Below are 19,098 nucleotides of genomic sequence, written 5' to 3' on the forward strand. Positions count from 1 at the left end.
ATAATTATCGAAATAATAAGCGATATAACAATAAAAAACAATAAACTGAATTTATGGAATATTTTTAACGATTAGTAGTTTACTCTTTTCTGATAGAGCGTTTTCAAGTACAATGGAAATAACTGAATCATCTAACTATTTAGGGGTATAGAGGGGGGAGAAGAGATATGAAACGTAATCCGCTGATTCCGTTCGCTCTTATTGCAGCATTGGGTATTATCGTTATGTTTGTATTTTCATTTGAGGGGCTAAATAAATCTAAAGAGTTAGCTGATGCAAAAAATGGCGGGAAGCCAGCACAAACAGCATCAAAGCCAGAGGATATTGTAAAGCAAAGCTGTACGAGCTGTCACGGTGATCAGTTACAAGGGGCGGTAGGACCTAATTTACAAAAAATTGGTGGGAAACTTTCAAAGGATGAAATTAAAGAAATTCTTTCGAAAGGAAAAGGAAATATGCCACCGAATATAGTTCCAGCTGATCAAGCCGCTAAAGTAGCTGATTGGTTATCGAAGAAAAAATAAAGTTCCGTATTACAAGCCTTTTGCTTATGCAAAGGGCTTGTTTTTCTATATTTTCTAAAATACGATGAATGATGGAGATGTGAATTGTTGTTATGGGCTTGCAACAACTACTATAAATTCATTATCATGGAGACAGACTGACAAGAGAAGGAGTAATGGAAATACATGAATGAAGTAAAGCTTTCAAAACGATTAGAAGAAGTTGTGCGTGAAATACCAGAAGGATCTACAGTTGCTGATATTGGATCGGATCATGCGTATTTACCGTGTTATACAATTATAAATAATATTGCTACAAAAGCAGTTGCAGGAGAGGTTGTAGATGGACCATTTCGCTCTGCGCAAGCAACTGTAGCTGAAAGTGGCTTACAAGATAAAGTAGATGTGCGTAAAGGGAATGGATTAGCTGTTATCGCGCCAGGAGAAGTAGATGTAATTACGGTTGCCGGAATGGGCGGAGCGTTAATTCGTGATATTTTAGAAAGTGGTAAAGAAAAATTAGAAGGTGTAACACGTTTAATTTTACAGCCGAATATTGCAGCGCATCACATTCGTGAATGGTTTATTGAGAATGGATGGGAGCTTATCCATGAAAAAATTGTAAAAGAAGATGGGAAAATTTACGAGATTTTAGTAGGGGAACGAGGAAATATCACGGTTCCTTATTCTGAAAATAAACAGGCTGAATTGTTTATGGGACCATTTTTAATAAAAGAAAAAAGTGAAGCTTTCGTTGAAAAGTGGGAAGGAGAATTAAAAAACTTCCAAAATATTTTAAAGCAGTTAGAACGTGCGGCTGATTCTGAAGAAACAAAAGCGAAGCGTGCGGAAGTAGAAGCGAAAATGAAAATGATAGGGGAGGTTTTATCATGAGTAAAATTCCAAATGGCCATGAAATTATTTCTTTATTTGAAAGTATGTATCCGAAACATTTGGCGATGGAAGGAGATAAGATTGGCCTGCAGATTGGAGCGCTTAATAAACCCGTGCAGCACGTATTAATTGCGTTAGATGTAACGGAAGAAGTTGTGGATGAAGCAATTCAATTAGGAGCGAATGTCATTATTGCGCATCACCCTTTAATTTTTAACCCGCTAAAAGCGATTCATACAGATAAGGCATATGGGAAAATTATTGAAAAGTGTATTAAAAATGATATTGCCATTTATGCAGCGCATACGAATGTGGATGTTGCTAAGGGCGGGGTAAATGATTTACTTGCTGAGGCGTTAGGATTGCAAAATACAGAAGTTTTGGCACCGACATACGCTGAAGAAATGAAAAAAATCGTTGTGTTTGTGCCAGTAACTCACGCGGAAGAAGTACGAAAAGCATTAGGAGACGCAGGTGCTGGTCATATCGGCAATTATAGCCACTGTACGTTTAACAGCGAGGGTACCGGTACGTTTGTACCTCAAGAGGGAACAAATCCTTATATCGGGGAAACTGGGCAGTTAGAACGCGTAGAAGAAGTGCGAATCGAAACGATTATTCCAGCTTCACTACAGCGAAAAGTGACTAAAGCAATGGTAACGGCACATCCATATGAAGAAGTGGCATATGATGTGTATCCACTTGATAATAAAGGTGAAACGTTAGGGCTTGGAAAAATAGGCTATTTACAAGAAGAAATGACACTCGGACAGTTTGCGGAACATGTAAAGCAATCATTAGATGTAAAGGGTGCACGAGTTGTGGGGAAATTAGATGAAAAAGTGCGTAAAGTAGCTGTACTTGGTGGCGATGGTAATAAATATATCAATCAAGCTAAATTTAAAGGAGCAGATGTATATGTAACAGGTGATATGTATTATCATGTTGCTCATGATGCGATGATGCTCGGTTTAAATATAGTTGACCCAGGACATAACGTTGAAAAAGTAATGAAGCAAGGTGTACAAAAGCAATTACAAGAAAAAGCGAATGTAAAGAAACTCAACGTACAAATTCATGCTTCGCAGTTACATACAGATCCATTTACATTTGTATAAGAAATAAAAACCGTTGCTCATATAGGCAACGGTTTTTATTATTGTTCTTTTTTCACTTTTACACGAGGTAATATTTTTTGTAACGGTACTTTTCGAACTCTCTCCCATGTAGCGGGATTCATTGGATCATACTGCTCTAAGAAAGCAATAACTTCTTTTGTAATTGGTGTTGGAGTAGAAGCGCCTGCTGTAACAGCTACGTTTTCTACACCTTGTAGCCATTCTAATTTGATTTCACTTACGTCTGCAACGCGGTATGCTTTCGTACCAGCGATTTCTTGTGATACTTGTGCTAAACGGTTTGAGTTGTTACTTTTCGGATCACCAACAACAATTGTTAAGTCTGCAACATCAGCTTGTTTAGCAACGGCTTCTTGGCGAACTTGAGTTGCTAAACAAATTTCCTTATGGAATTCAGCTGTTGGGAATTTCTTCTGAATGTCCTCCATTAAATGTTGAACATCCCATTGACTCATCGTTGTTTGATTCGTAACTAAAATTTTATCCGTTGGGATTTCTAATGTTTTTAAATCATCAGCTCTTTCGATAAGATGAACGATGTCAGGTGCAATACCGACCGCGCCTTCTGGTTCTGGATGATTTTTCTTGCCGATATAAATAACATGGTAACCTTCAGCTTTTTTTGCTTCAATAAGGTCATGTGTTTTTGTAACATCTGGACAAGTGGCATCAATTGTTGTTAAACCTTTTTCTTTTGCACGTTGTTTAACTTCTGGAGAAACACCGTGTGCAGTGAAAATAACAGTACCAGAATCGATTTTATCTAAAATCTCTAATCGACTTGGACCGTCTAATGTAATGATGCCATCTTCTTCGAATGCATCTGTTACATGTTTGTTGTGAACGATCATACCTAAAATATAAATAGGTCTTGGTAATGATGTATCTAATGCGGCGTTACGTGCAATAACCATCGCATCCACAACACCGTAGCAATAACCACGAGGGGAAATTTTAACAATTTTCATATGAGTAATCCTCTCCTTCTAAACAAGGGATACTTTTGTGCATAGTCTTTTACATTATAAAGGAGGAGTGGATAGAAAACAAAGGATTGTTACACATACAGTTTTGGTTTTGTTGCTATTTTTTGAACGGGCTCCTCTCGTACTTCTTTTTCTATGGCTGGTTCAATCACTATTTTTTTTCTTTTTCTTTTTTTGTGTGGAGGAGGTGAAGTTGCTACCTCAACCTTTTCTGTCAAATCTTCAGTTTGATCTTCGGCTGGATCTTCTTCCGTACTTTTTCCAGAGGTGAGGATTTTAACAATGCTTGGTAGGTTACGCATAATGGGACCGTACTGTTCGACGACAGGACTTACAGATTGAACGACTTGGGATACTTTTTCTATATTGTTTATCATATTAGTTGGATTCGAAATTAAATTTGCAAAAAAACTGCCTATACCGCTGCTTGATGCTGCTGTAGTTGCTGCACCGCCGCGCGTTTCATTTGATTCATACATTTGAGGGGGGATCATTTGCTCGGGATGCTGCTGCATGTATGGTTGATATTGCTGTTGATATTGCTGTGGGTATTGTTGTTGATATCGCTGTTGGTATTGTTGTTGATATTGCTGTTGGTATTGCTGTTGATATTGGGGTGGCGGTTGCTGGTGTTGGTGCATCATTGGTGTCTGCCCTTCTATTTGTCGATAAGGCGGAACCATTTGCATGAAAGATTCGGTTGGATCGTGTTTTTTAAAGAGTTTAGCAAGGAACCCTTTCTTTTTTTGTGCCATCGGTGGTAGTTGTGGAATTGGATATGGTGTATAAGGTCGTTGGCCTGGATTCGGATACATTTGCCTTGTGGGAGATTTTGGAAACATGTGAGAAATCCTCCTTTCTTCAGTTAGGTATATACACATACAATATGCAATAAGAGGGAAGAAGGTTAGTTTTTGAATTAAAAACCTAAACTAAAGATGGATTTTACTTGTAGATTTCGATATAATGTAGACTTGACTGATTTGTGCGCGCAGTAGAAATTTAGAAAGAAGGTGTAACTTATGACACAACAAACTTTTACACAGTATGATTTTAAACCATTTTTAATAGATGCAGTTCGTGAACTACGCTTTACAGAGCCGACAGGAATTCAACAGAAAATTTTCCCGGTCGTGAAAAAAGGTGTAAGTGTAATTGGACAATCCCAAACAGGTTCTGGGAAAACACATGCATACTTACTTCCTACATTAAACAGAATTAATCCAAGTCGTGAAGAAGTACAACTTGTTATTACAGCGCCTACTCGTGAGTTAGCACAACAAATTTACGAAGAAATCGTGAAATTAACAAAGTTCTGTGCGGAAGATCAAATAATTACAGCACGTTGTTTAATTGGTGGAACTGATAAACAACGATCAATTGAAAAGTTGAAAAAACAACCTCATATTGTAGTTGGAACACCAGGACGTATTAAAGACTTAGTAGAAGCACAAGCGCTATTTGTTCATAAAGCAAATACGATTATTGTCGATGAAGCAGACTTAATGCTTGATATGGGATTCATTCATGATGTAGACAAAATTGCAGCACGCATGCCTAAAAACTTACAAATGCTAGTTTTCTCTGCAACAATTCCTCAAAAACTAAAACCGTTTCTGAAGAAATATATGGAGAATCCAGAGCACATTCATATCAATCCAAAACAAGTTGCGGCTGGAAATATTGAGCATTATTTAGTACCTTCTAAACATCGTAACAAAATCGATTTAGTGAATAAAATGTTGCTACAATTTAAACCGTATTTAGCAGTTGTTTTCACGAATACGAAGAAGATGGCGGATCAGGTTGCTGACGGATTAATGGAACGTGGTCTAAAAGTTGGACGAATTCACGGAGATTTATCACCGCGTGATCGTAAAAAAATGATGAAACAAATTCGTGATCTTGAATTCCAATATATTGTTGCAACTGATTTAGCAGCACGTGGTATTGATATTGAAGGAATTAGTCATGTTATTAACTACGAACTTCCATCAGATTTAGATTTCTTCGTTCACCGCGTTGGAAGAACGGCACGTGCAGGCCATTCAGGTATTGCAGTGACAATTTATGATCCAGCAAACGAAGAAGCGTTAGATAGTTTAGAAAAACAACGTAATATTGAGTTCAAGCATGTAGATTTACGTGGAGATGAGTGGGCGGATTTAGGTGAGCGTCGTCGTCGTAAGAGCCGTAAAAAGCCAAATGATGAACTTGACGTTATGGCAACAAAAGTTATTAAAAAGCCGAAAAAAGTAAAACCAAACTATAAACGTAAACTTGCAACGGAACGTGACAAAGTGAAGAAAAAATATAGCAATAAAAAAAGATAAGGGATTTCCCTTATCTTTTTTTTACCCAGCTATTTGCGAGAGTCGTAATCAATATGGATAGAAAATATTGATTACAGTTTCACTGAATCCAGCCAATTTAAATGAAGAGTATAGTCTGTTTAAATAGTCATATGAATTTGTGTAGTGCGTTTTTTGTGAACAAACAATTCACTACATATTTCTACAAATTATGCTATCATTAAATCTATTGTATATTGAAGAGGTGATTGTATGTTAAAGATTGGATCTCATGTTTCCATGAGTGGTAAGAAAATGTTATTAGCAGCAAGTGAAGAGGCTGTTTCATACGGTGCAACGACGTTTATGATTTATACAGGTGCACCGCAAAATACAAGAAGAAAACCAATTGAAGAATTGAATATAGAAGCAGGAAGAAAACATATGGAACTAAACGGTATTGAGGAAATTATCGTACATGCGCCATATATTATTAATGTCGGGAATACGACGAAGCCAGAAACCTTCCAATTAGGTGTGGACTTCCTTCGCATGGAAATTGAAAGAACATCGGCATTAGGTGTGGCGAAACAAATCGTTCTTCACCCAGGTGCGCACGTCGGTGCAGGAGCGGATGCTGGTATTCAACAAATTATTAAAGGGCTTAATGAAGTATTAACGCCAGAGCAGACGGTTAATATTGCGTTAGAAACGATGGCAGGAAAAGGAACAGAGTGCGGTCGTAGCTTTGAAGAAATTGCAAAGATTATTGATGGTGTGAAATATAATGAGAAGCTATCTGTATGCTTTGATACGTGTCATACGCACGATGCAGGATATGACATTGTAAATGACTTTGACGGTGTATTAAACGAATTTGATAAGATTGTCGGTATTGATCGTTTGCAGGTACTGCATATTAATGATAGTAAAAATGTACGCGGCGCAGGAAAGGACCGTCATGAAAATATCGGTTTCGGTCATATCGGTTATAAAGCGTTGCATCATATTGTGCATCATCCGCAGTTAATGCACGTACCGAAAATTCTTGAAACGCCATATGTAGGTGAAGATAAGAAAGATAAGAAGCCGCCATATAAATTAGAAATCGAAATGCTGAAAAATGGTACTTTTGATGAAGGGCTTCTTGAGAAAATTAAAGCGCAATAAGCAATAAGGAGGGGACTTTCCCCTCCTTATTTTAGTAGTTGCTGAAATAAAGTATTTACTTGTTGGGCAGTAGCAGGGGAGGTTACTTTTGCAATTTGTTTTAAGAGCTCTAGTCGTTCGTCATTATCGTAAATATTAATATTCTTTCCTTTCATAAGTACAACAATTTGATCAGCTTGTGCAGTCGTAATGGAAACTTTATATTCTTTACTATATTTCAATAACTCTTTTGTAGAAATATGATTCAATTTTTTATTTACAAGTTGTTTAATGAGGTTCATCGAGTTATCCTCCTTCACACGTTCTTCTATCGAAATATATGAGTACGTAGCTTGTACATATTCGTATAGAGTTTCTTTTTTCATGAGAAAAAGAAGCGTATGTTATAATAAAAGGACAAAACTATAGAAACAGATTATAGGGAGGACTTATGGAGCAAAAGCAACATCGAAAAGAAAGTGTTATCCATCTTATGTATCGTTTAGTTATGATTATTTTTGGGGCAGCATGCGCGGCGGTAGCGATTGAACTATTTTTAATGCCAAATAAAATTATTGATGGTGGAATTATTGGTATTTCTCTTATATTAGATTATCTTACTCCTAATATTTGGTGGTTAAGTTTTTCTACTTTAGTCGTTATTCTCAATATCCCATTTATGTATTCGGGTTATAAGCAAATCGGAAAAACGTTCATGCTATCTTCGGCGTTCGGTATTGTAGCTTTAGCGTTTATTGAATCAACGTTACATGCTGTTCCGCCATTTACAACAGAGCCAATTTTAGCGACAGTGTTTGGTGGTCTTATTTTAGGTCTTGGTGTAGGGCTCGTTATTCGTCATGGTGGATCAATGGACGGAACAGAAATTATGGGTATTTTATTAACGAAGAAATTACCTTTTTCCGTTGGCGAATTTGTAATGTTTGTGAACTTATTCATTTTTGCGTGGGCAGCATTTGTATTTGGTGTTGAACAAGCTATGTATTCTGTTATGACGTACTATATCGCATTCAAAACAATTGATACAGTCATTCAAGGTTTAGATGAAACGAAAGCAGTTTTAATTGTATCAGATCAATATGAGGAAGTATCAAATGCGATTTTACATCGTCTTGGCCGTGGAACTACAAAGCTTGTAGCGAAAGGTGGTTACACGGATAAAGAAAAAGAAGTTATTTATGCCGTTGTAACGCGTCTGGAAGTGACAAAGTTAAAATCAATTGTGTATGAAATTGATGCGAATGCATTTGTTACGATTATGAGTACACAAGAGACAAACGGTGGTAAGTTTAAATCGGCCATTCACTAAAAGATTAATTGTAATATTTTTCGAAAGCAGAGAATTTTTCTCTGCTTTTTGTTATAATAGTAAGGTTTCTTGAAAAAGTAGATATATTTTATGCAGATTGGTTTACAACTATAATAAGCTGTACTATAATTCAAATAGATATAAATCGGAATCATTCTGAATTAAAATAGGTGAGATGCTATGAATAATGTATTAGAAATAGAAGGATTGTCATTTCGATATGAAGATCGAAATGTGTTAGAAGATATTAATTTGCAAGTTCCGAAGGGAGCTTTTTTAGGTTTAGTTGGACCAAATGGTTCTGGGAAATCAACCTTGTTAAAATGTTTATTAGGCGTTTTAAAGCCGAAACAGGGAAGTATTCGTTTGTTTGGTGTTGATAGTAAGAAGTTTAAAGAATGGAACAAAGTTGGTTATGTATCGCAAAAGGCAAATAGCTTTAATTCTGGTTTTCCGGCAACTGTTTTTGAAGTTGTATCAATGGGACTCGTTTCTAAAAAAGGGCTGTTTCGCTTTTTTACGAAAAGCGATAAGGAAAAGGTAGAAAAAGCGATTGCTGATGTAGGAATGAGTGAGTTTCAGGGGCGTAATATCGGAGAACTTTCTGGTGGACAGCAACAGCGTGTATTTATTGCTCGTGCGCTCGTTAGTAATCCTGAATTACTTATTTTGGACGAGCCTACTGTTGGGATCGATGTGAAGAATGTAGAAAGTTTTTATGAGATATTAGAGGATTTAAACAAAAGGTTAGGAATCACATTAATTCTCGTTACGCATGATATGGGAGCTGTTACCGAGAAAGTAACGCATGTTGCATGCCTAAACCAACATCTACATTTCCATGGAAATGTAGAAAAGTTCCGAGAGTTAGAAGATGCAGAAATGTCCGTTTTATATGGACACCATGTTCATCGTTTAGAACACGAGCATGAGCATCACGGGAGGATATAATGATACAAGATTTTTTACAATATGACTTTTTACGTAACTCTTTATATGCAGGGATTTTAATAGGACTTGTTGCACCGCTTATCGGTGTATTTGTTGTCATTCGCCGTATGTCACTTATTGCAGATGCATTAAGTCACGTGACATTATCGGGTATTGCTGCAAGTTTATTACTAGAAAAAACAATTTTCACAGGGGGATTTTTAAATCCGTTATATATGGGGATGATTTTTTCTATTGGTGGGGCGTTACTTATTGAAAAATTACGTACTGTATATAAACATTATCAAGAATTAGCGATTCCAATTATTCTTTCAGCAGGAATGGGGATTGGTGTTATTTTTATTTCACTTGCAAATGGATTTAACACAGATTTATTTAGTTATTTATTTGGTAGTGTAAGTGCTGTAACAAGTACGGATTTAATAATCATCGGCATTGTAGCAATTGTTGTTATTGTAACGATTACTCTATTATACAAAGAGTTATTTTTACTATCGTTTGATGAGGAATACGCTGTATCAACCGGTTTGAGTGCAAAGTGGATTCACTTTATTTTCATTATATTGGTTGCGCTTGTCATTGCAGTATCAATGCGTGTAGTAGGGGTTCTTCTCGTATCATCGTTAATGACGCTACCAGTTGCAGCGAGTATTCGTATTGCTAATGGATTTAAACAAACAATTTTCTTTTCCATTTTATTTGGTGAAATTGCAGTAATTGGTGGAATGTTTGCTTCGTATCAACTTGATCTAGCACCAGGTGGTACAATTGTTATGATAGCAGTTCTTATTTTAATTGGTGCGATTTTATGGAAGAAGAAAAAAACTGCATAAAGTAGGGATAGATATGAATCTAACAGAAGCTTTACGCCTAATGAAAGATAAAGGATACAAACATACTGGGAAAAGGGAAGAAATGCTCAGGTTATTTGCAGCTCACAATCGTTATTTAACGGCGAAAGATGTTTTAGAGCATATGAAGGATGATTATCCAGGTCTTAGCTTTGATACAATATATCGTAACTTAACGGTGTTTGCTGAAATTGGTGTTTTAGAACAAACAGAATTAAATGGTGAAAAACATTTTCGTTTTACATGCTCTATTATGGAACATCATCACCATTTTATTTGTTTAGATTGCGGGGGAACGAAAGAAATCACTTCCTGCCCGATGGATTTTATGAATAAAGATTTTAACGGTTATGAAGTAACAGGTCATAAGTTTGAAATATACGGCCGTTGTCCAAAATGTGCAAAGTAAAAGCTCGTCAGTTATATAACTGACGAGCTTTTTTACATAGGAAAAAGGTTGCTCACCAACATTGTGGGCAACCTTTTTTTTATTGTTCTTGTGCTTCTTTTTCTTTTTCTCGTTCAGCAGCCATTTCAGCAGCAATTACGTCGATTTCTTTTTTCAGTTCTTCTACCATTATCTCTTCTGGTACTTTACGAACAACTTGCCCTTTGCGGAATAATAGACCTTCTCCACGTGCACCGGCAATACCGATATCAGCTTCACGAGCTTCACCAGGACCATTTACAGCGCAGCCAAGTACTGCAACTTTAATTGGTACTTGCAGTGTAGAGATGTATTCTTCCACCTCGTTGGCAATGCTAATTAAATCAATTTCAATACGACCACAAGTTGGACAAGAAATAAGTGTTGCTGCATTAGATGCAAGGCCGAATGACTTTAATAGTTCACGCGCAACTTTTACTTCTTCAACTGGGTCAGCACTTAATGAAATACGTAATGTATTTCCGATACCTTTATTTAAGATTGCTCCAAGACCAGCGGCGCTTTTTACAGTTCCGGCAAATAAAGTTCCAGATTCTGTAATACCTAAATGTAATGGATAATCAAAAGCACGTGCAGCTTTTTCGTATGCTTCAATTGCTAAATTAACATCAGAGGCTTTCATAGATACGATAATATCGTGGAAATCTAAGTCCTCTAAAATTTTAATGTGATGTAAGGCGCTCTCAACCATACCATCTGCAGTTGGGTATCCGTATTTTTCTAAAATGTGACGCTCTAATGAACCTGCGTTTACACCAATACGGATTGGAATACCGCGTTCTTTTGCTGCATTTACAACAGCTTCTACTTTATGGCGACGACCAATGTTACCTGGATTGATACGTACTTTATCAATGCCGCCTTCAATTGCTTTTAAAGCAAGGCGATAATCAAAATGAATATCAGCAACAAGTGGAATGTTGATTTGTTTTTTAATATCAGCAATAGCATTTGCTGCGCGTTCGTCTGGAACAGCAACACGCACGACTTGACAGCCAGCTTCTTCTAAACGTTTAATTTCAGCAACTGTTGCTTCAACATCATGTGTTTTTGTTGTTGTCATACTTTGTATAATTAATTCATTATTACCGCCAATTGTTAAATTACCGACTTTAACTGGACGTGTTTTTGTACGATGAGTCATTTCATTCACGAATAGATCGCTCTCCTTATAAAAGAAGTTTCTTATTTAGTCCCTTATATCAATGATAGTATACGTGATACAGGGCTACAGAAACCGAAGTGCTCGGTTTCACTTTTACTATTGTATCAGCGCCTTTATGTAATTGACAAGGATTAAGTGATTGCTTATTGATATAAAGGGAATTTATAAGACTTTCCAATTTGTATTTTTGTAGCAGATGTACTTTTGTTTAGTTCTTTAAAGTCATCAATTACCTTTTCAATAGAAGGGATTTTTTTCTTGTTAATTTGTTCAGTGATAGAAAGAACTGTCTCACCTGTTTTGACTTCAATTGTTTTATAAGTTGCATTTGTTTCTTTTTCTGCTTTGTTCTCTTTATTTTGTTTTGTATTTGTACTTTCTTGTTTTATCGTTTGGGCCGCATTTGTTTTTTTATATGAACTTAACATCGGTAAAGTGCCGATTTTTATATCGTAATAAAATATATAACCAAGAACAAGCACGAATAAGAATATACCTAATCTCTTCATATTCTTCACTCCTTTGCTAGGAATATATGCTTGTCCAAAAAAAAAATGCCTATTTAGGCATTTTTTTCGGTCTTATTTTTCTTTCGGTTTTGGAACTTCTTTAATCGTTAAGTATAGAACAATTAAAACAACTGCGATATAAATGAATGTTGAACCAGGTACAACGATTTTGAATAAATCCATAATCATAAAGAAGATTGTTGGAATTGTGTAGCTGTAAGCAGTTAACGTCCATACTTGCTTATAAGATAATTTACGTTGACCACTCATAGCAGAACCTATAAACGCAAGTAAAGTAATTCCTAAGAAAGTAATAAACAATTGGAATAGGTATACTAACACGCCGATAACGGCTAGTAAAATTGGATAAATACTATCGAATACAGAAATGAAATCTTGCAAATCTTTTTTCTCAAGAGATGTCCCTAATAAATCATTATAGGAGTATGTTTGGGTTTGACCATTTCCTATAGAAACTACTTTATCTTTCAAAATAAATAAACCAGTTTTATTTTGATATTTTTCGATATCTGTTGTATTTGGATCAAATACGAAAAGAGCATCTCCCTCTTCTTTTTGAATAGGTTGTTCAATATCAGCTTTTAGTTCACCATTTTCGATTTTAAAATCAGGTAAATCTTTTTCAATTGCTTGATTTACCATGGTAACACTATCTTGGATAAAGCTACCGTAAAAGAATGTTCTTGGAATAGTAGTGATTAGACAAAGTAGCATAATATACAAAATGGTTTTTCCGATTTTTTGAAAACGGAATAGCGCCATATCTTTAGGCGAATATACGCTTTTGGCTAATTGGGTAAATATGGACATAGATTCACTTCCTTTATGTATGTATAAAATCATTGTAACGTAGGAATCTAGGGAATCTCAAGATATATTATATTTACATATAGTGGAGATAACTAAATTTCTTTTATTAATTTTCTTCTTTTAAATGAGAAAAATACAATTGACACTTTTCTTTTCTATATGGTAAATTTATCTTACATTTCTTAAAGGATATATCCGATAGGAATTCCTTTATTTGAAGTATTGTTACATACATAATTGTGGACCCTTAGCTCAGCTGGTTAGAGCAGACGGCTCATAACCGTCCGGTCGTAGGTTCGAGTCCTACAGGGTCCATATCCATTTCACATGTTTATTATGTCAGCAGGAAGCTTCCTTGTAGAAGGGAGCTTTTTTTATGAAATATATGAGCATTTTAATTGAAAAGAAGTGGGAATTTTGCTACTTTAATGATAGCAAGACAATGTGATTTATTTGTTTGCACCCTATGGCAATTAGGGTAGAATGAAGTTGTATGTCACTTAAGTGGCAATACATAAACTGGGAGGAATATAACAATGGCAAAACACGAATTACCAAATTTACCTTATGCGTATGATGCTTTAGAGCCTCACTTTGACAAAGAAACAATGAACATCCATCATACTAAACACCATAACACGTATATCACAAACTTAAACGCTGCTTTAGAAGGTCATGCAGAATTAGCTGACAAAAGCGTAGAAGAATTAGTTGCAAACTTAAACGAAGTACCAGAAGCAATCCGTACAGCAGTACGTAACAATGGTGGCGGACATGCTAACCACACATTCTTCTGGACAATCTTATCTCCAAACGGCGGCGGACAACCAGTAGGTGAACTTGCAACTGCAATTGAAGCGAAATTCGGTAGCTTCGATGCATTCAAAGAAGAATTCGCAAAAGCTGGCGCAACTCGCTTCGGTTCTGGTTGGGCTTGGTTAGTAGTAAATAATGGTGAGTTAGAAGTAACAAGCACGCCAAACCAAGATTCTCCTCTAACTGAAGGTAAAACTCCAGTTATCGGTTTAGATGTTTGGGAACATGCTTACTACTTAAATTACCAAAACCGTCGTCCAGACTACATCGGTGCATTCTGGAACGTTGTAGATTGGAACGCTGCTGAAAAACTTTACCAAGAAGCAAAATAATTGTAATAACGATAAAAAAAGCTAGGAGAGTGCTCCTAGCTTTTTTCTATGCTTTCCTTTTACATAATTGAGCTTGTCTTTGGAAGACTAGAACATGAAGTAAAGGAGAGTTGTGTATGAAGTGGAAACATATAATTGGTGACGTTGAAGTGAATCGGGATTTAGTGTTATTGCTCCTTATTGGAGGTTTATACACGCTCGCAATTTCTTTATCGAATACGTTTGTTAACATTTATTTATGGAAACAAACACAAAATTATGTGAATCTTGGCTTGTATAATTTGGCCAGCGTTGTATTACAGCCTCTCACATTTCTTATAGGTGGGAAATTAGCGAAGCGTATTGATCGCTCAATCTTGTTAAGAATAGGCGTAGGAACGTTAGCGATTTTTTTTATCGTTGTTTTAGTAGCCGGAAAAAGTGCTTCTCACTATATTTTATTAATGGGGGCTCTTTTAGGAGTCGGATATGGTTTTTACTGGCTCGCGTTTAACTTATTAACATTTGAGATTACAGAACCAGAAACAAGAGATTTCTTTAACGGGTTTCTTGGACTTCTTACATCCTTCTCTGGCATGATTGGACCGATAGCAGCTGGATACACAATTTCGCGTATGGAAAAATGGAGTGGCTATACGGTCATATTCTTTCTTTCATTAGTGCTATTTGCAATTGCTGTTGTTTTAAGCTTTTTTTTATCTAAGAGAGAATGTGAAGGTAGCTATGAGATCACGCAAGTTTTGAAAGAGCGACGAATTGATAAAAATTGGGGAAGAATTACACGTGCTCATTTTTTCCAAGGATTGAGAGAGGGAACATTTATTTTTGTTATTTCAGTATACGTGTACTTAGCAACCGATAGTGAGCTCGCATTAGGAAAATATAGCTTAGTGAATTCTGCTGTATCATTTGTATGTTACTACTTAGTCGCTCGTATGTTAAAGAAAGAGTGGCGAAAAAAAGCAATTTTACTTGGAGGCATTATTTTATATGCGGTTGTATTTTTAGTTATATTTAATGTTACATACACAAAATTACTTATTTATGCAGCATGCATTGCGATTGCATACCCTATTTTACTCGTTCCGTATGGATCGATGACATATGATGTAATTGGTAGAGCGAAAAATGCGAGAGAGTGGCGTGTAGAGTATGTAGTTGTCCGAGAATTATGGTTAAATGCTGGAAGAATTTGTTCAGTATTAAGTTTTTTATGTGCTGTATTATTCTTTCCGCCTGAAAAGAGTTTACCTTTTTTACTATGTATTTTAGGTGCTGGACATTTTCTTATTTATTTTGCAGTTAAAAATGTCAAATATGATGAGGGAAATGCGGGGAAAACAAGTGTTGTAGCGCAAGGAACCACGCAGAACCAAACTGAACCAGAAGGTTAACTTCTGGTTTGTTTTATGCTAGAATAGAAAAAGATGTAAGACAGCAGTGAGGACACCTGTACGAGGGTGTCCCTTTCACATTACATAGCTGTTGGTAGAGGGGGTTTGTATGAGCAAGAAGCAGAAACAACAAAAGAAAAAGACTCACGTTCCTTTTCGGTTAAACGTGCTGTTTTTCTGCGTGTTTTTAATGTTCTCCGCGGTTATTGTAAGGCTTGGATATGTACAAATTGTTCGCGGTGAGGAATATAAGAATGAAGTGGAGAGGAAAGAGAACTCGACGATAAGTAATCCTGTACCACGTGGGAAAATATTTGACCGTTATGGGCGAGCTGTAGTAGATAATGCAGCTGTTCGTACGATTACATTTACAAAAATGAAAGGATCAACTGCAGAGGCTCGTTTAGAAACAGCGAAGAAGCTAGCAGATTTGATTGAAGTACCGACAGATAAATTAACTGATCGCGATAAAAAAGATTATTGGCTTGCTATTCATAAAGAGGAAGCCAAAGAAAAAATTACGAATAAAGATCGTCAAGAGTTGAAAGATAAGAAAATTGACGATAAAGAATTAGATGAGCGTCAACGAAATCGCGTGACAGAAGAAGAAGTGAATCAATTATCCGCAAAAGATTTAGAAATATTAGCGATTAAAAGCAAAATGGACGGCGGATATGCAATGACACCACAAGTCATTAAGAAGGATGCAACAGATAAAGAATATGCGATTATTAGTGAAAAGTTAGCGGAATTGCCAGGAGTAGATACAAGTGTCGATTGGGAACGAAAATATGCATATGATGGTGATTTGTTCCGAAGTGTACTTGGTGGTGTAACAACTTCTGATGAAGGCTTACCGAAAGAGCGTTTAGATTACTATCTTGTCCGTGATTATAATCGAAATGACCGCGTAGGGAAAAGTTATCTTGAGCAGCAATATGAAGATAGCCTGCACGGTACGAAAGCAGAAGTGAAAAATATTACAGATAAAAACGGTAATATTTTAGAAACGATTAATGTATCAAAAGGGCAAAGTGGTAATGACTTGAGCTTAACAATCGATATGGAATTACAAAAGCGTGTAGAAGAAATTATCACGAAAAATTTATTGAGATATAAAGGCGGACAACCTCTTTTAGATCGTGCATTCGTTGTAATGATGAATCCGAAAAATGGTGAAGTTTTATCTATGGCTGGGAAACAGTTAGTGAATGAAAATGGCGAAACGAAAGTACAAGATTTCGCATTAGGAACGATGACAAGTTCATATCCGATGGGATCGACTGTAAAAGGTGCGACAGTACTTACGGGGTATCAAACAGGCGCGATTAAACCGGGTTCCTCTCAACTCGATGAACCAATCGTATTGAAAGGAACACCGAAGAAATCTTCTTGGAAGACGATGGGATATATTAATGATCTGACAGCATTAAAAATGTCTTCTAACGTATATATGTTTAAAACAGCGATGAATATCGCAGGTGTTCAATATGTGAGAGGTGGTACGTTAGATATACCACAAAAAGCATTTGATACGATGCGTTATTATTTCGGACAGTTTGGACTTGGTGTGAAAACAGGTATTGATTTACCGAATGAATCAGCCGGCCAAACAGGTAGAGGAAATCAGCCAGGTTTCCTATTAGATTTATCAATTGGACAGTATGATACGTATACACCGCTTCAATTAGCACAATATGTTTCAACAATTGCAAATGGTGGTTACCGTATGCAGCCGCAAGTTGTGAAAGAAATTCGTCAACCTTCAGTGAAACAAGACGAAGTTGGAAAAGTTGTTCATTCAATGGAACCGAAAGTACTAAACCGTATTGATATGCCTGAATCACAAATTAAACGTGTTCAGGAAGGATTTAGACAAGTATTTAACGAATCTGGTGGTACAGCTGCGAAATACTTTACAGGTGCACCATATAAAGCTGCTGGTAAAACAGGTACAGCTCAAACTGTGTATGGCGGAGATCAAGAGATTGGTAGAAAGGCAAACGGTGAGCGTAAAGAGACATATAACTTAACTTTAGTAGGTTATGCGCCACTTGAAGATCCTGAAGTAGCATTTTCTGTTGTTGTACCTTGGGTAGATGATAAATCAGGTATTAACGGTTATATTAGTCGTGACATTATGGACGCGTACTTTGATTTGAAAAAGCAAGAAAATGGTGAAGCTTCAACAGATGAAAAAGACAATAAAAAGAAAAATAAAAATGTAGATCAAGATGATGAATAAAAAGATTGTAAAAAAAGCACACTAACTGAAAAGTTAGTGTGCTTTTTTTTATGGTTCATGCATACGTTTTAATAAAGTGGACAAGCATATAATAATATCGAAAAATTAAGAGGCTTCACAAATGATACGTATGCATATCCTCTAGAGGATAATTGTTTTATAGACCAATCATCAATGAAGATGCACAGTGGCTACGGATTAAAATTTTACTTAATGTTGATTCTTGTGGAACTTTACAAAACTTTTACAAACAATTAAAACCGAATTAATAGTTTAGCAGTATTCTTATATCTGTAATCCTGTTATTTCCGGTTACTTCTAGGAGGAAGAACACGTGAAATGGATAAGTGCATCGATTAAAGTTTTCATGCTGTCGACAAGTTTCCTTTATGTTGGCACGGCTACTGCATTTGCTGTGAATGAAATGGGAGAAGTGAGAGTTGATGGATCCTCAACAGTTTTTCCTATTATAGAAGCAGTAGCGGAGGAATATACAAAGGTGCATCCGAACGTGAAAATTTCCATCAGTGTTTCTGGAACAGGAGGAGGATTTAATCGTTTCAGTAAAGGAGAAGTGGATATAAATAATGCTTCGAGAGTAATGAAACAAGTGGAAGAAAATGAAATGAAGAAAAACTCCATTCAGTTTACACCGTTCGAAGTAGCTTACGATGGTCTTACGATCGTTGTGAACCGCCAAAATAATTGGGTAGACAATATGACGGTAGACGAGTTACGTCTATTGTGGAGTGAAGATGAAAGCGAAAAGCGATGGTCACAAATTCATTCATCATGGCCACGTGAACAGGTGAAGTTTTATGCGCCAGGTGTAGACTCTGGTACGTATGATTATTTTCAAAATGTCATCTTACAAAATAGTCGCATTGTAAAAAAAGTCTCTTTGTCTGAAGATGATCAAGTTATTATGCAAGGGGTAATGAATGATAAAAATGCCATTGCTTTTGTAGGATATGCTTATTATATGGCCAATCGAGATAAGGTGAGAGCAATCAAAGTGAATGGTGTACTTCCGACGAAAGATACCATTCAATCAGGTAAGTATAAGCCATTATCTAGGTCGCTATTTGCTTATGTGAATGATGCATCTATCCGAAATAAAATGAATGTAGCAAATTATATTGAGTTTATGATTCGGCATGTTGGTAATCTCGCCGAAGAGGTAGGATATGTAAAATTACCAAAAGAAAAATACAATGAACAGCTGCGGATGTTAACAGAAATAAAAAGGTAATGTCAGGGTGGA

General features: G+C 36.2%; 19 protein-coding genes and 1 tRNA gene. 14 read left to right on the forward strand and 6 right to left on the reverse strand.

What is annotated here, in order from left to right:
* Positions 1 to 167 precede the first annotated feature (167 nt).
* The 3 genes from cccA to DN390_RS05345 all read left to right on the forward strand — a co-directional run bounded on the left by cccA (position 168) and on the right by DN390_RS05345 (position 2,515).
* On the forward strand, positions 168 to 524 hold the full coding sequence (gene cccA, locus DN390_RS05335) for a cytochrome c550 (RefSeq protein ID WP_060632297.1): 357 nt from the start codon (positions 168 to 170) through the stop codon (positions 522 to 524).
* 165 nt (positions 525 to 689) lie between these two features.
* Complete coding sequence (locus DN390_RS05340) at positions 690 to 1,397, forward strand: tRNA (adenine(22)-N(1))-methyltransferase (protein WP_147806754.1); 708 nt, start codon at positions 690 to 692, stop codon at positions 1,395 to 1,397.
* Positions 1,394 to 2,515, forward strand: a complete 1,122-nt coding sequence (locus DN390_RS05345; RefSeq protein WP_147806755.1) for a Nif3-like dinuclear metal center hexameric protein — start codon at positions 1,394 to 1,396, stop codon at positions 2,513 to 2,515. Before DN390_RS05340 ends, DN390_RS05345 begins: the two co-directional genes overlap by 4 nt.
* Before the next feature lie 38 nt (positions 2,516 to 2,553).
* Here DN390_RS05345 and DN390_RS05350 read toward each other — a convergent pair whose 3' ends face one another.
* Together DN390_RS05350 and vrrA are read right to left on the reverse strand one after the other, a co-directional pair.
* Complete coding sequence (locus DN390_RS05350) at positions 2,554 to 3,504, reverse strand: 4-hydroxy-3-methylbut-2-enyl diphosphate reductase (protein WP_000706673.1); 951 nt, start codon at positions 3,502 to 3,504, stop codon at positions 2,554 to 2,556.
* 89 nt (positions 3,505 to 3,593) lie between these two features.
* The gene (gene vrrA, locus DN390_RS05355) at positions 3,594 to 4,364 is read right to left on the reverse strand and encodes a VrrA/YqfQ family protein (RefSeq protein ID WP_147806756.1); all 771 of its coding nucleotides are present in this window, start codon (positions 4,362 to 4,364) and stop codon (positions 3,594 to 3,596) included.
* A gap of 180 nt (positions 4,365 to 4,544) precedes the next feature.
* On the opposite strand from vrrA, the gene DN390_RS05360 reads away from it, so the two are divergent.
* Together DN390_RS05360 and DN390_RS05365 are read left to right on the forward strand one after the other, a co-directional pair.
* The gene (locus tag DN390_RS05360; protein WP_060632293.1) at positions 4,545 to 5,855 is read left to right on the forward strand and encodes a DEAD/DEAH box helicase; all 1,311 of its coding nucleotides are present in this window, start codon (positions 4,545 to 4,547) and stop codon (positions 5,853 to 5,855) included.
* Between the two features lie 231 nt (positions 5,856 to 6,086).
* The gene (locus DN390_RS05365) at positions 6,087 to 6,983 is read left to right on the forward strand and encodes a deoxyribonuclease IV (RefSeq protein ID WP_000912460.1); all 897 of its coding nucleotides are present in this window, start codon (positions 6,087 to 6,089) and stop codon (positions 6,981 to 6,983) included.
* 26 nt (positions 6,984 to 7,009) lie between these two features.
* Here DN390_RS05365 and DN390_RS05370 read toward each other — a convergent pair whose 3' ends face one another.
* On the reverse strand, positions 7,010 to 7,264 hold the full coding sequence (locus tag DN390_RS05370) for a DUF2624 domain-containing protein (protein ID WP_097950552.1): 255 nt from the start codon (positions 7,262 to 7,264) through the stop codon (positions 7,010 to 7,012).
* Between the two features lie 149 nt (positions 7,265 to 7,413).
* Between DN390_RS05370 and DN390_RS05375 the strand changes: the two genes are divergently transcribed.
* The 4 genes from DN390_RS05375 to DN390_RS05390 all read left to right on the forward strand — a co-directional run bounded on the left by DN390_RS05375 (position 7,414) and on the right by DN390_RS05390 (position 10,503).
* Entirely contained in the window at positions 7,414 to 8,292 is an 879-nt protein-coding gene (locus tag DN390_RS05375) for a YitT family protein (protein ID WP_000435966.1), read from the forward strand.
* Positions 8,293 to 8,472: 180 nt separating this feature from the next.
* Positions 8,473 to 9,243: a metal ABC transporter ATP-binding protein gene (locus tag DN390_RS05380; RefSeq protein WP_063222937.1), complete on the forward strand. Its 771-nt coding sequence runs from the start codon at positions 8,473 to 8,475 to the stop codon at positions 9,241 to 9,243.
* On the forward strand, positions 9,243 to 10,076 hold the full coding sequence (locus DN390_RS05385) for a metal ABC transporter permease (RefSeq protein WP_000613823.1): 834 nt from the start codon (positions 9,243 to 9,245) through the stop codon (positions 10,074 to 10,076). The genes DN390_RS05380 and DN390_RS05385 overlap by 1 nt, the downstream gene beginning before the upstream one ends.
* Positions 10,077 to 10,089: 13 nt before the next feature.
* The gene (locus DN390_RS05390) at positions 10,090 to 10,503 is read left to right on the forward strand and encodes a Fur family transcriptional regulator (protein ID WP_001054512.1); all 414 of its coding nucleotides are present in this window, start codon (positions 10,090 to 10,092) and stop codon (positions 10,501 to 10,503) included.
* A gap of 79 nt (positions 10,504 to 10,582) precedes the next feature.
* Here DN390_RS05390 and ispG read toward each other — a convergent pair whose 3' ends face one another.
* The 3 genes from ispG to DN390_RS05405 all read right to left on the reverse strand — a co-directional run bounded on the left by ispG (position 10,583) and on the right by DN390_RS05405 (position 13,047).
* Positions 10,583 to 11,686: a flavodoxin-dependent (E)-4-hydroxy-3-methylbut-2-enyl-diphosphate synthase gene (gene ispG / locus DN390_RS05395; RefSeq protein WP_140350543.1), complete on the reverse strand. Its 1,104-nt coding sequence runs from the start codon at positions 11,684 to 11,686 to the stop codon at positions 10,583 to 10,585.
* 164 nt (positions 11,687 to 11,850) lie between these two features.
* Entirely contained in the window at positions 11,851 to 12,216 is a 366-nt protein-coding gene (locus DN390_RS05400; protein ID WP_147806757.1) for a hypothetical protein, read from the reverse strand.
* Positions 12,217 to 12,288: 72 nt separating this feature from the next.
* Positions 12,289 to 13,047, reverse strand: coding sequence for a DUF1189 domain-containing protein (locus tag DN390_RS05405; protein ID WP_016086261.1), 759 nt, complete (start codon positions 13,045 to 13,047; stop codon positions 12,289 to 12,291).
* 241 nt (positions 13,048 to 13,288) lie between these two features.
* Between DN390_RS05405 and DN390_RS05410 the strand changes: the two genes are divergently transcribed.
* The 5 genes from DN390_RS05410 (at position 13,289) to phoX (ending at position 19,086) form a co-directional block, all read left to right on the forward strand.
* A tRNA-Ile gene (locus DN390_RS05410) sits at positions 13,289 to 13,362 on the forward strand.
* A 221-nt stretch (positions 13,363 to 13,583) separates the two neighbouring features.
* Entirely contained in the window at positions 13,584 to 14,195 is a 612-nt protein-coding gene (sodA, locus tag DN390_RS05415; protein ID WP_002173480.1) for a superoxide dismutase [Mn], read from the forward strand.
* Between the two features lie 116 nt (positions 14,196 to 14,311).
* Complete coding sequence (locus tag DN390_RS05420; protein ID WP_060632288.1) at positions 14,312 to 15,589, forward strand: MFS transporter; 1,278 nt, start codon at positions 14,312 to 14,314, stop codon at positions 15,587 to 15,589.
* A gap of 109 nt (positions 15,590 to 15,698) precedes the next feature.
* Positions 15,699 to 17,834 carry a peptidoglycan D,D-transpeptidase FtsI family protein gene (locus tag DN390_RS05425; RefSeq protein WP_060632287.1) on the forward strand — a complete coding sequence of 712 codons (2,136 nt, stop codon included), beginning with the start codon at positions 15,699 to 15,701 and terminating at the stop codon, positions 17,832 to 17,834.
* Positions 17,835 to 18,168: 334 nt separating this feature from the next.
* Positions 18,169 to 19,086 carry a phosphate ABC transporter substrate-binding protein PhoX gene (gene phoX, locus DN390_RS05430; protein ID WP_060632286.1) on the forward strand — a complete coding sequence of 306 codons (918 nt, stop codon included), beginning with the start codon at positions 18,169 to 18,171 and terminating at the stop codon, positions 19,084 to 19,086.
* The last annotated feature ends 12 nt before the right edge of the window (positions 19,087 to 19,098 follow it).

The sequence above is a fragment of the Bacillus sp. SH7-1 genome (assembly GCF_008042405.1).
Lineage (GTDB): Bacteria > Bacillota > Bacilli > Bacillales > Bacillaceae_G > Bacillus_A > Bacillus_A thuringiensis_N.

What these genes read in the sequence shown, in the direction of transcription:
- DN390_RS05405 (WP_016086261.1), bottom strand. Translation starts at nt 13,047, where the DNA reads ATGTCCATATTTACCCAATTAGCCAAAAGCGTATATTCGCCTAAAGAT.
- DN390_RS05375 (WP_000435966.1), top strand. Translation starts at nt 7,414, where the DNA reads ATGGAGCAAAAGCAACATCGAAAAGAAAGTGTTATCCATCTTATGTAT.
- DN390_RS05420 (WP_060632288.1), top strand. Translation starts at nt 14,312, where the DNA reads ATGAAGTGGAAACATATAATTGGTGACGTTGAAGTGAATCGGGATTTA.
- DN390_RS05365 (WP_000912460.1), top strand. Translation starts at nt 6,087, where the DNA reads ATGTTAAAGATTGGATCTCATGTTTCCATGAGTGGTAAGAAAATGTTA.
- DN390_RS05360 (WP_060632293.1), top strand. Translation starts at nt 4,545, where the DNA reads ATGACACAACAAACTTTTACACAGTATGATTTTAAACCATTTTTAATA.
- DN390_RS05350 (WP_000706673.1), bottom strand. Translation starts at nt 3,504, where the DNA reads ATGAAAATTGTTAAAATTTCCCCTCGTGGTTATTGCTACGGTGTTGTG.
- DN390_RS05345 (WP_147806755.1), top strand. Translation starts at nt 1,394, where the DNA reads ATGAGTAAAATTCCAAATGGCCATGAAATTATTTCTTTATTTGAAAGT.
- vrrA (WP_147806756.1), bottom strand. Translation starts at nt 4,364, where the DNA reads ATGTTTCCAAAATCTCCCACAAGGCAAATGTATCCGAATCCAGGCCAA.
- cccA (WP_060632297.1), top strand. Translation starts at nt 168, where the DNA reads ATGAAACGTAATCCGCTGATTCCGTTCGCTCTTATTGCAGCATTGGGT.
- DN390_RS05400 (WP_147806757.1), bottom strand. Translation starts at nt 12,216, where the DNA reads ATGAAGAGATTAGGTATATTCTTATTCGTGCTTGTTCTTGGTTATATA.
- DN390_RS05425 (WP_060632287.1), top strand. Translation starts at nt 15,699, where the DNA reads ATGAGCAAGAAGCAGAAACAACAAAAGAAAAAGACTCACGTTCCTTTT.
- ispG (WP_140350543.1), bottom strand. Translation starts at nt 11,686, where the DNA reads ATGACTCATCGTACAAAAACACGTCCAGTTAAAGTCGGTAATTTAACA.
- DN390_RS05380 (WP_063222937.1), top strand. Translation starts at nt 8,473, where the DNA reads ATGAATAATGTATTAGAAATAGAAGGATTGTCATTTCGATATGAAGAT.
- sodA (WP_002173480.1), top strand. Translation starts at nt 13,584, where the DNA reads ATGGCAAAACACGAATTACCAAATTTACCTTATGCGTATGATGCTTTA.
- DN390_RS05390 (WP_001054512.1), top strand. Translation starts at nt 10,090, where the DNA reads ATGAATCTAACAGAAGCTTTACGCCTAATGAAAGATAAAGGATACAAA.
- DN390_RS05385 (WP_000613823.1), top strand. Translation starts at nt 9,243, where the DNA reads ATGATACAAGATTTTTTACAATATGACTTTTTACGTAACTCTTTATAT.
- DN390_RS05370 (WP_097950552.1), bottom strand. Translation starts at nt 7,264, where the DNA reads ATGAACCTCATTAAACAACTTGTAAATAAAAAATTGAATCATATTTCT.
- DN390_RS05340 (WP_147806754.1), top strand. Translation starts at nt 690, where the DNA reads ATGAATGAAGTAAAGCTTTCAAAACGATTAGAAGAAGTTGTGCGTGAA.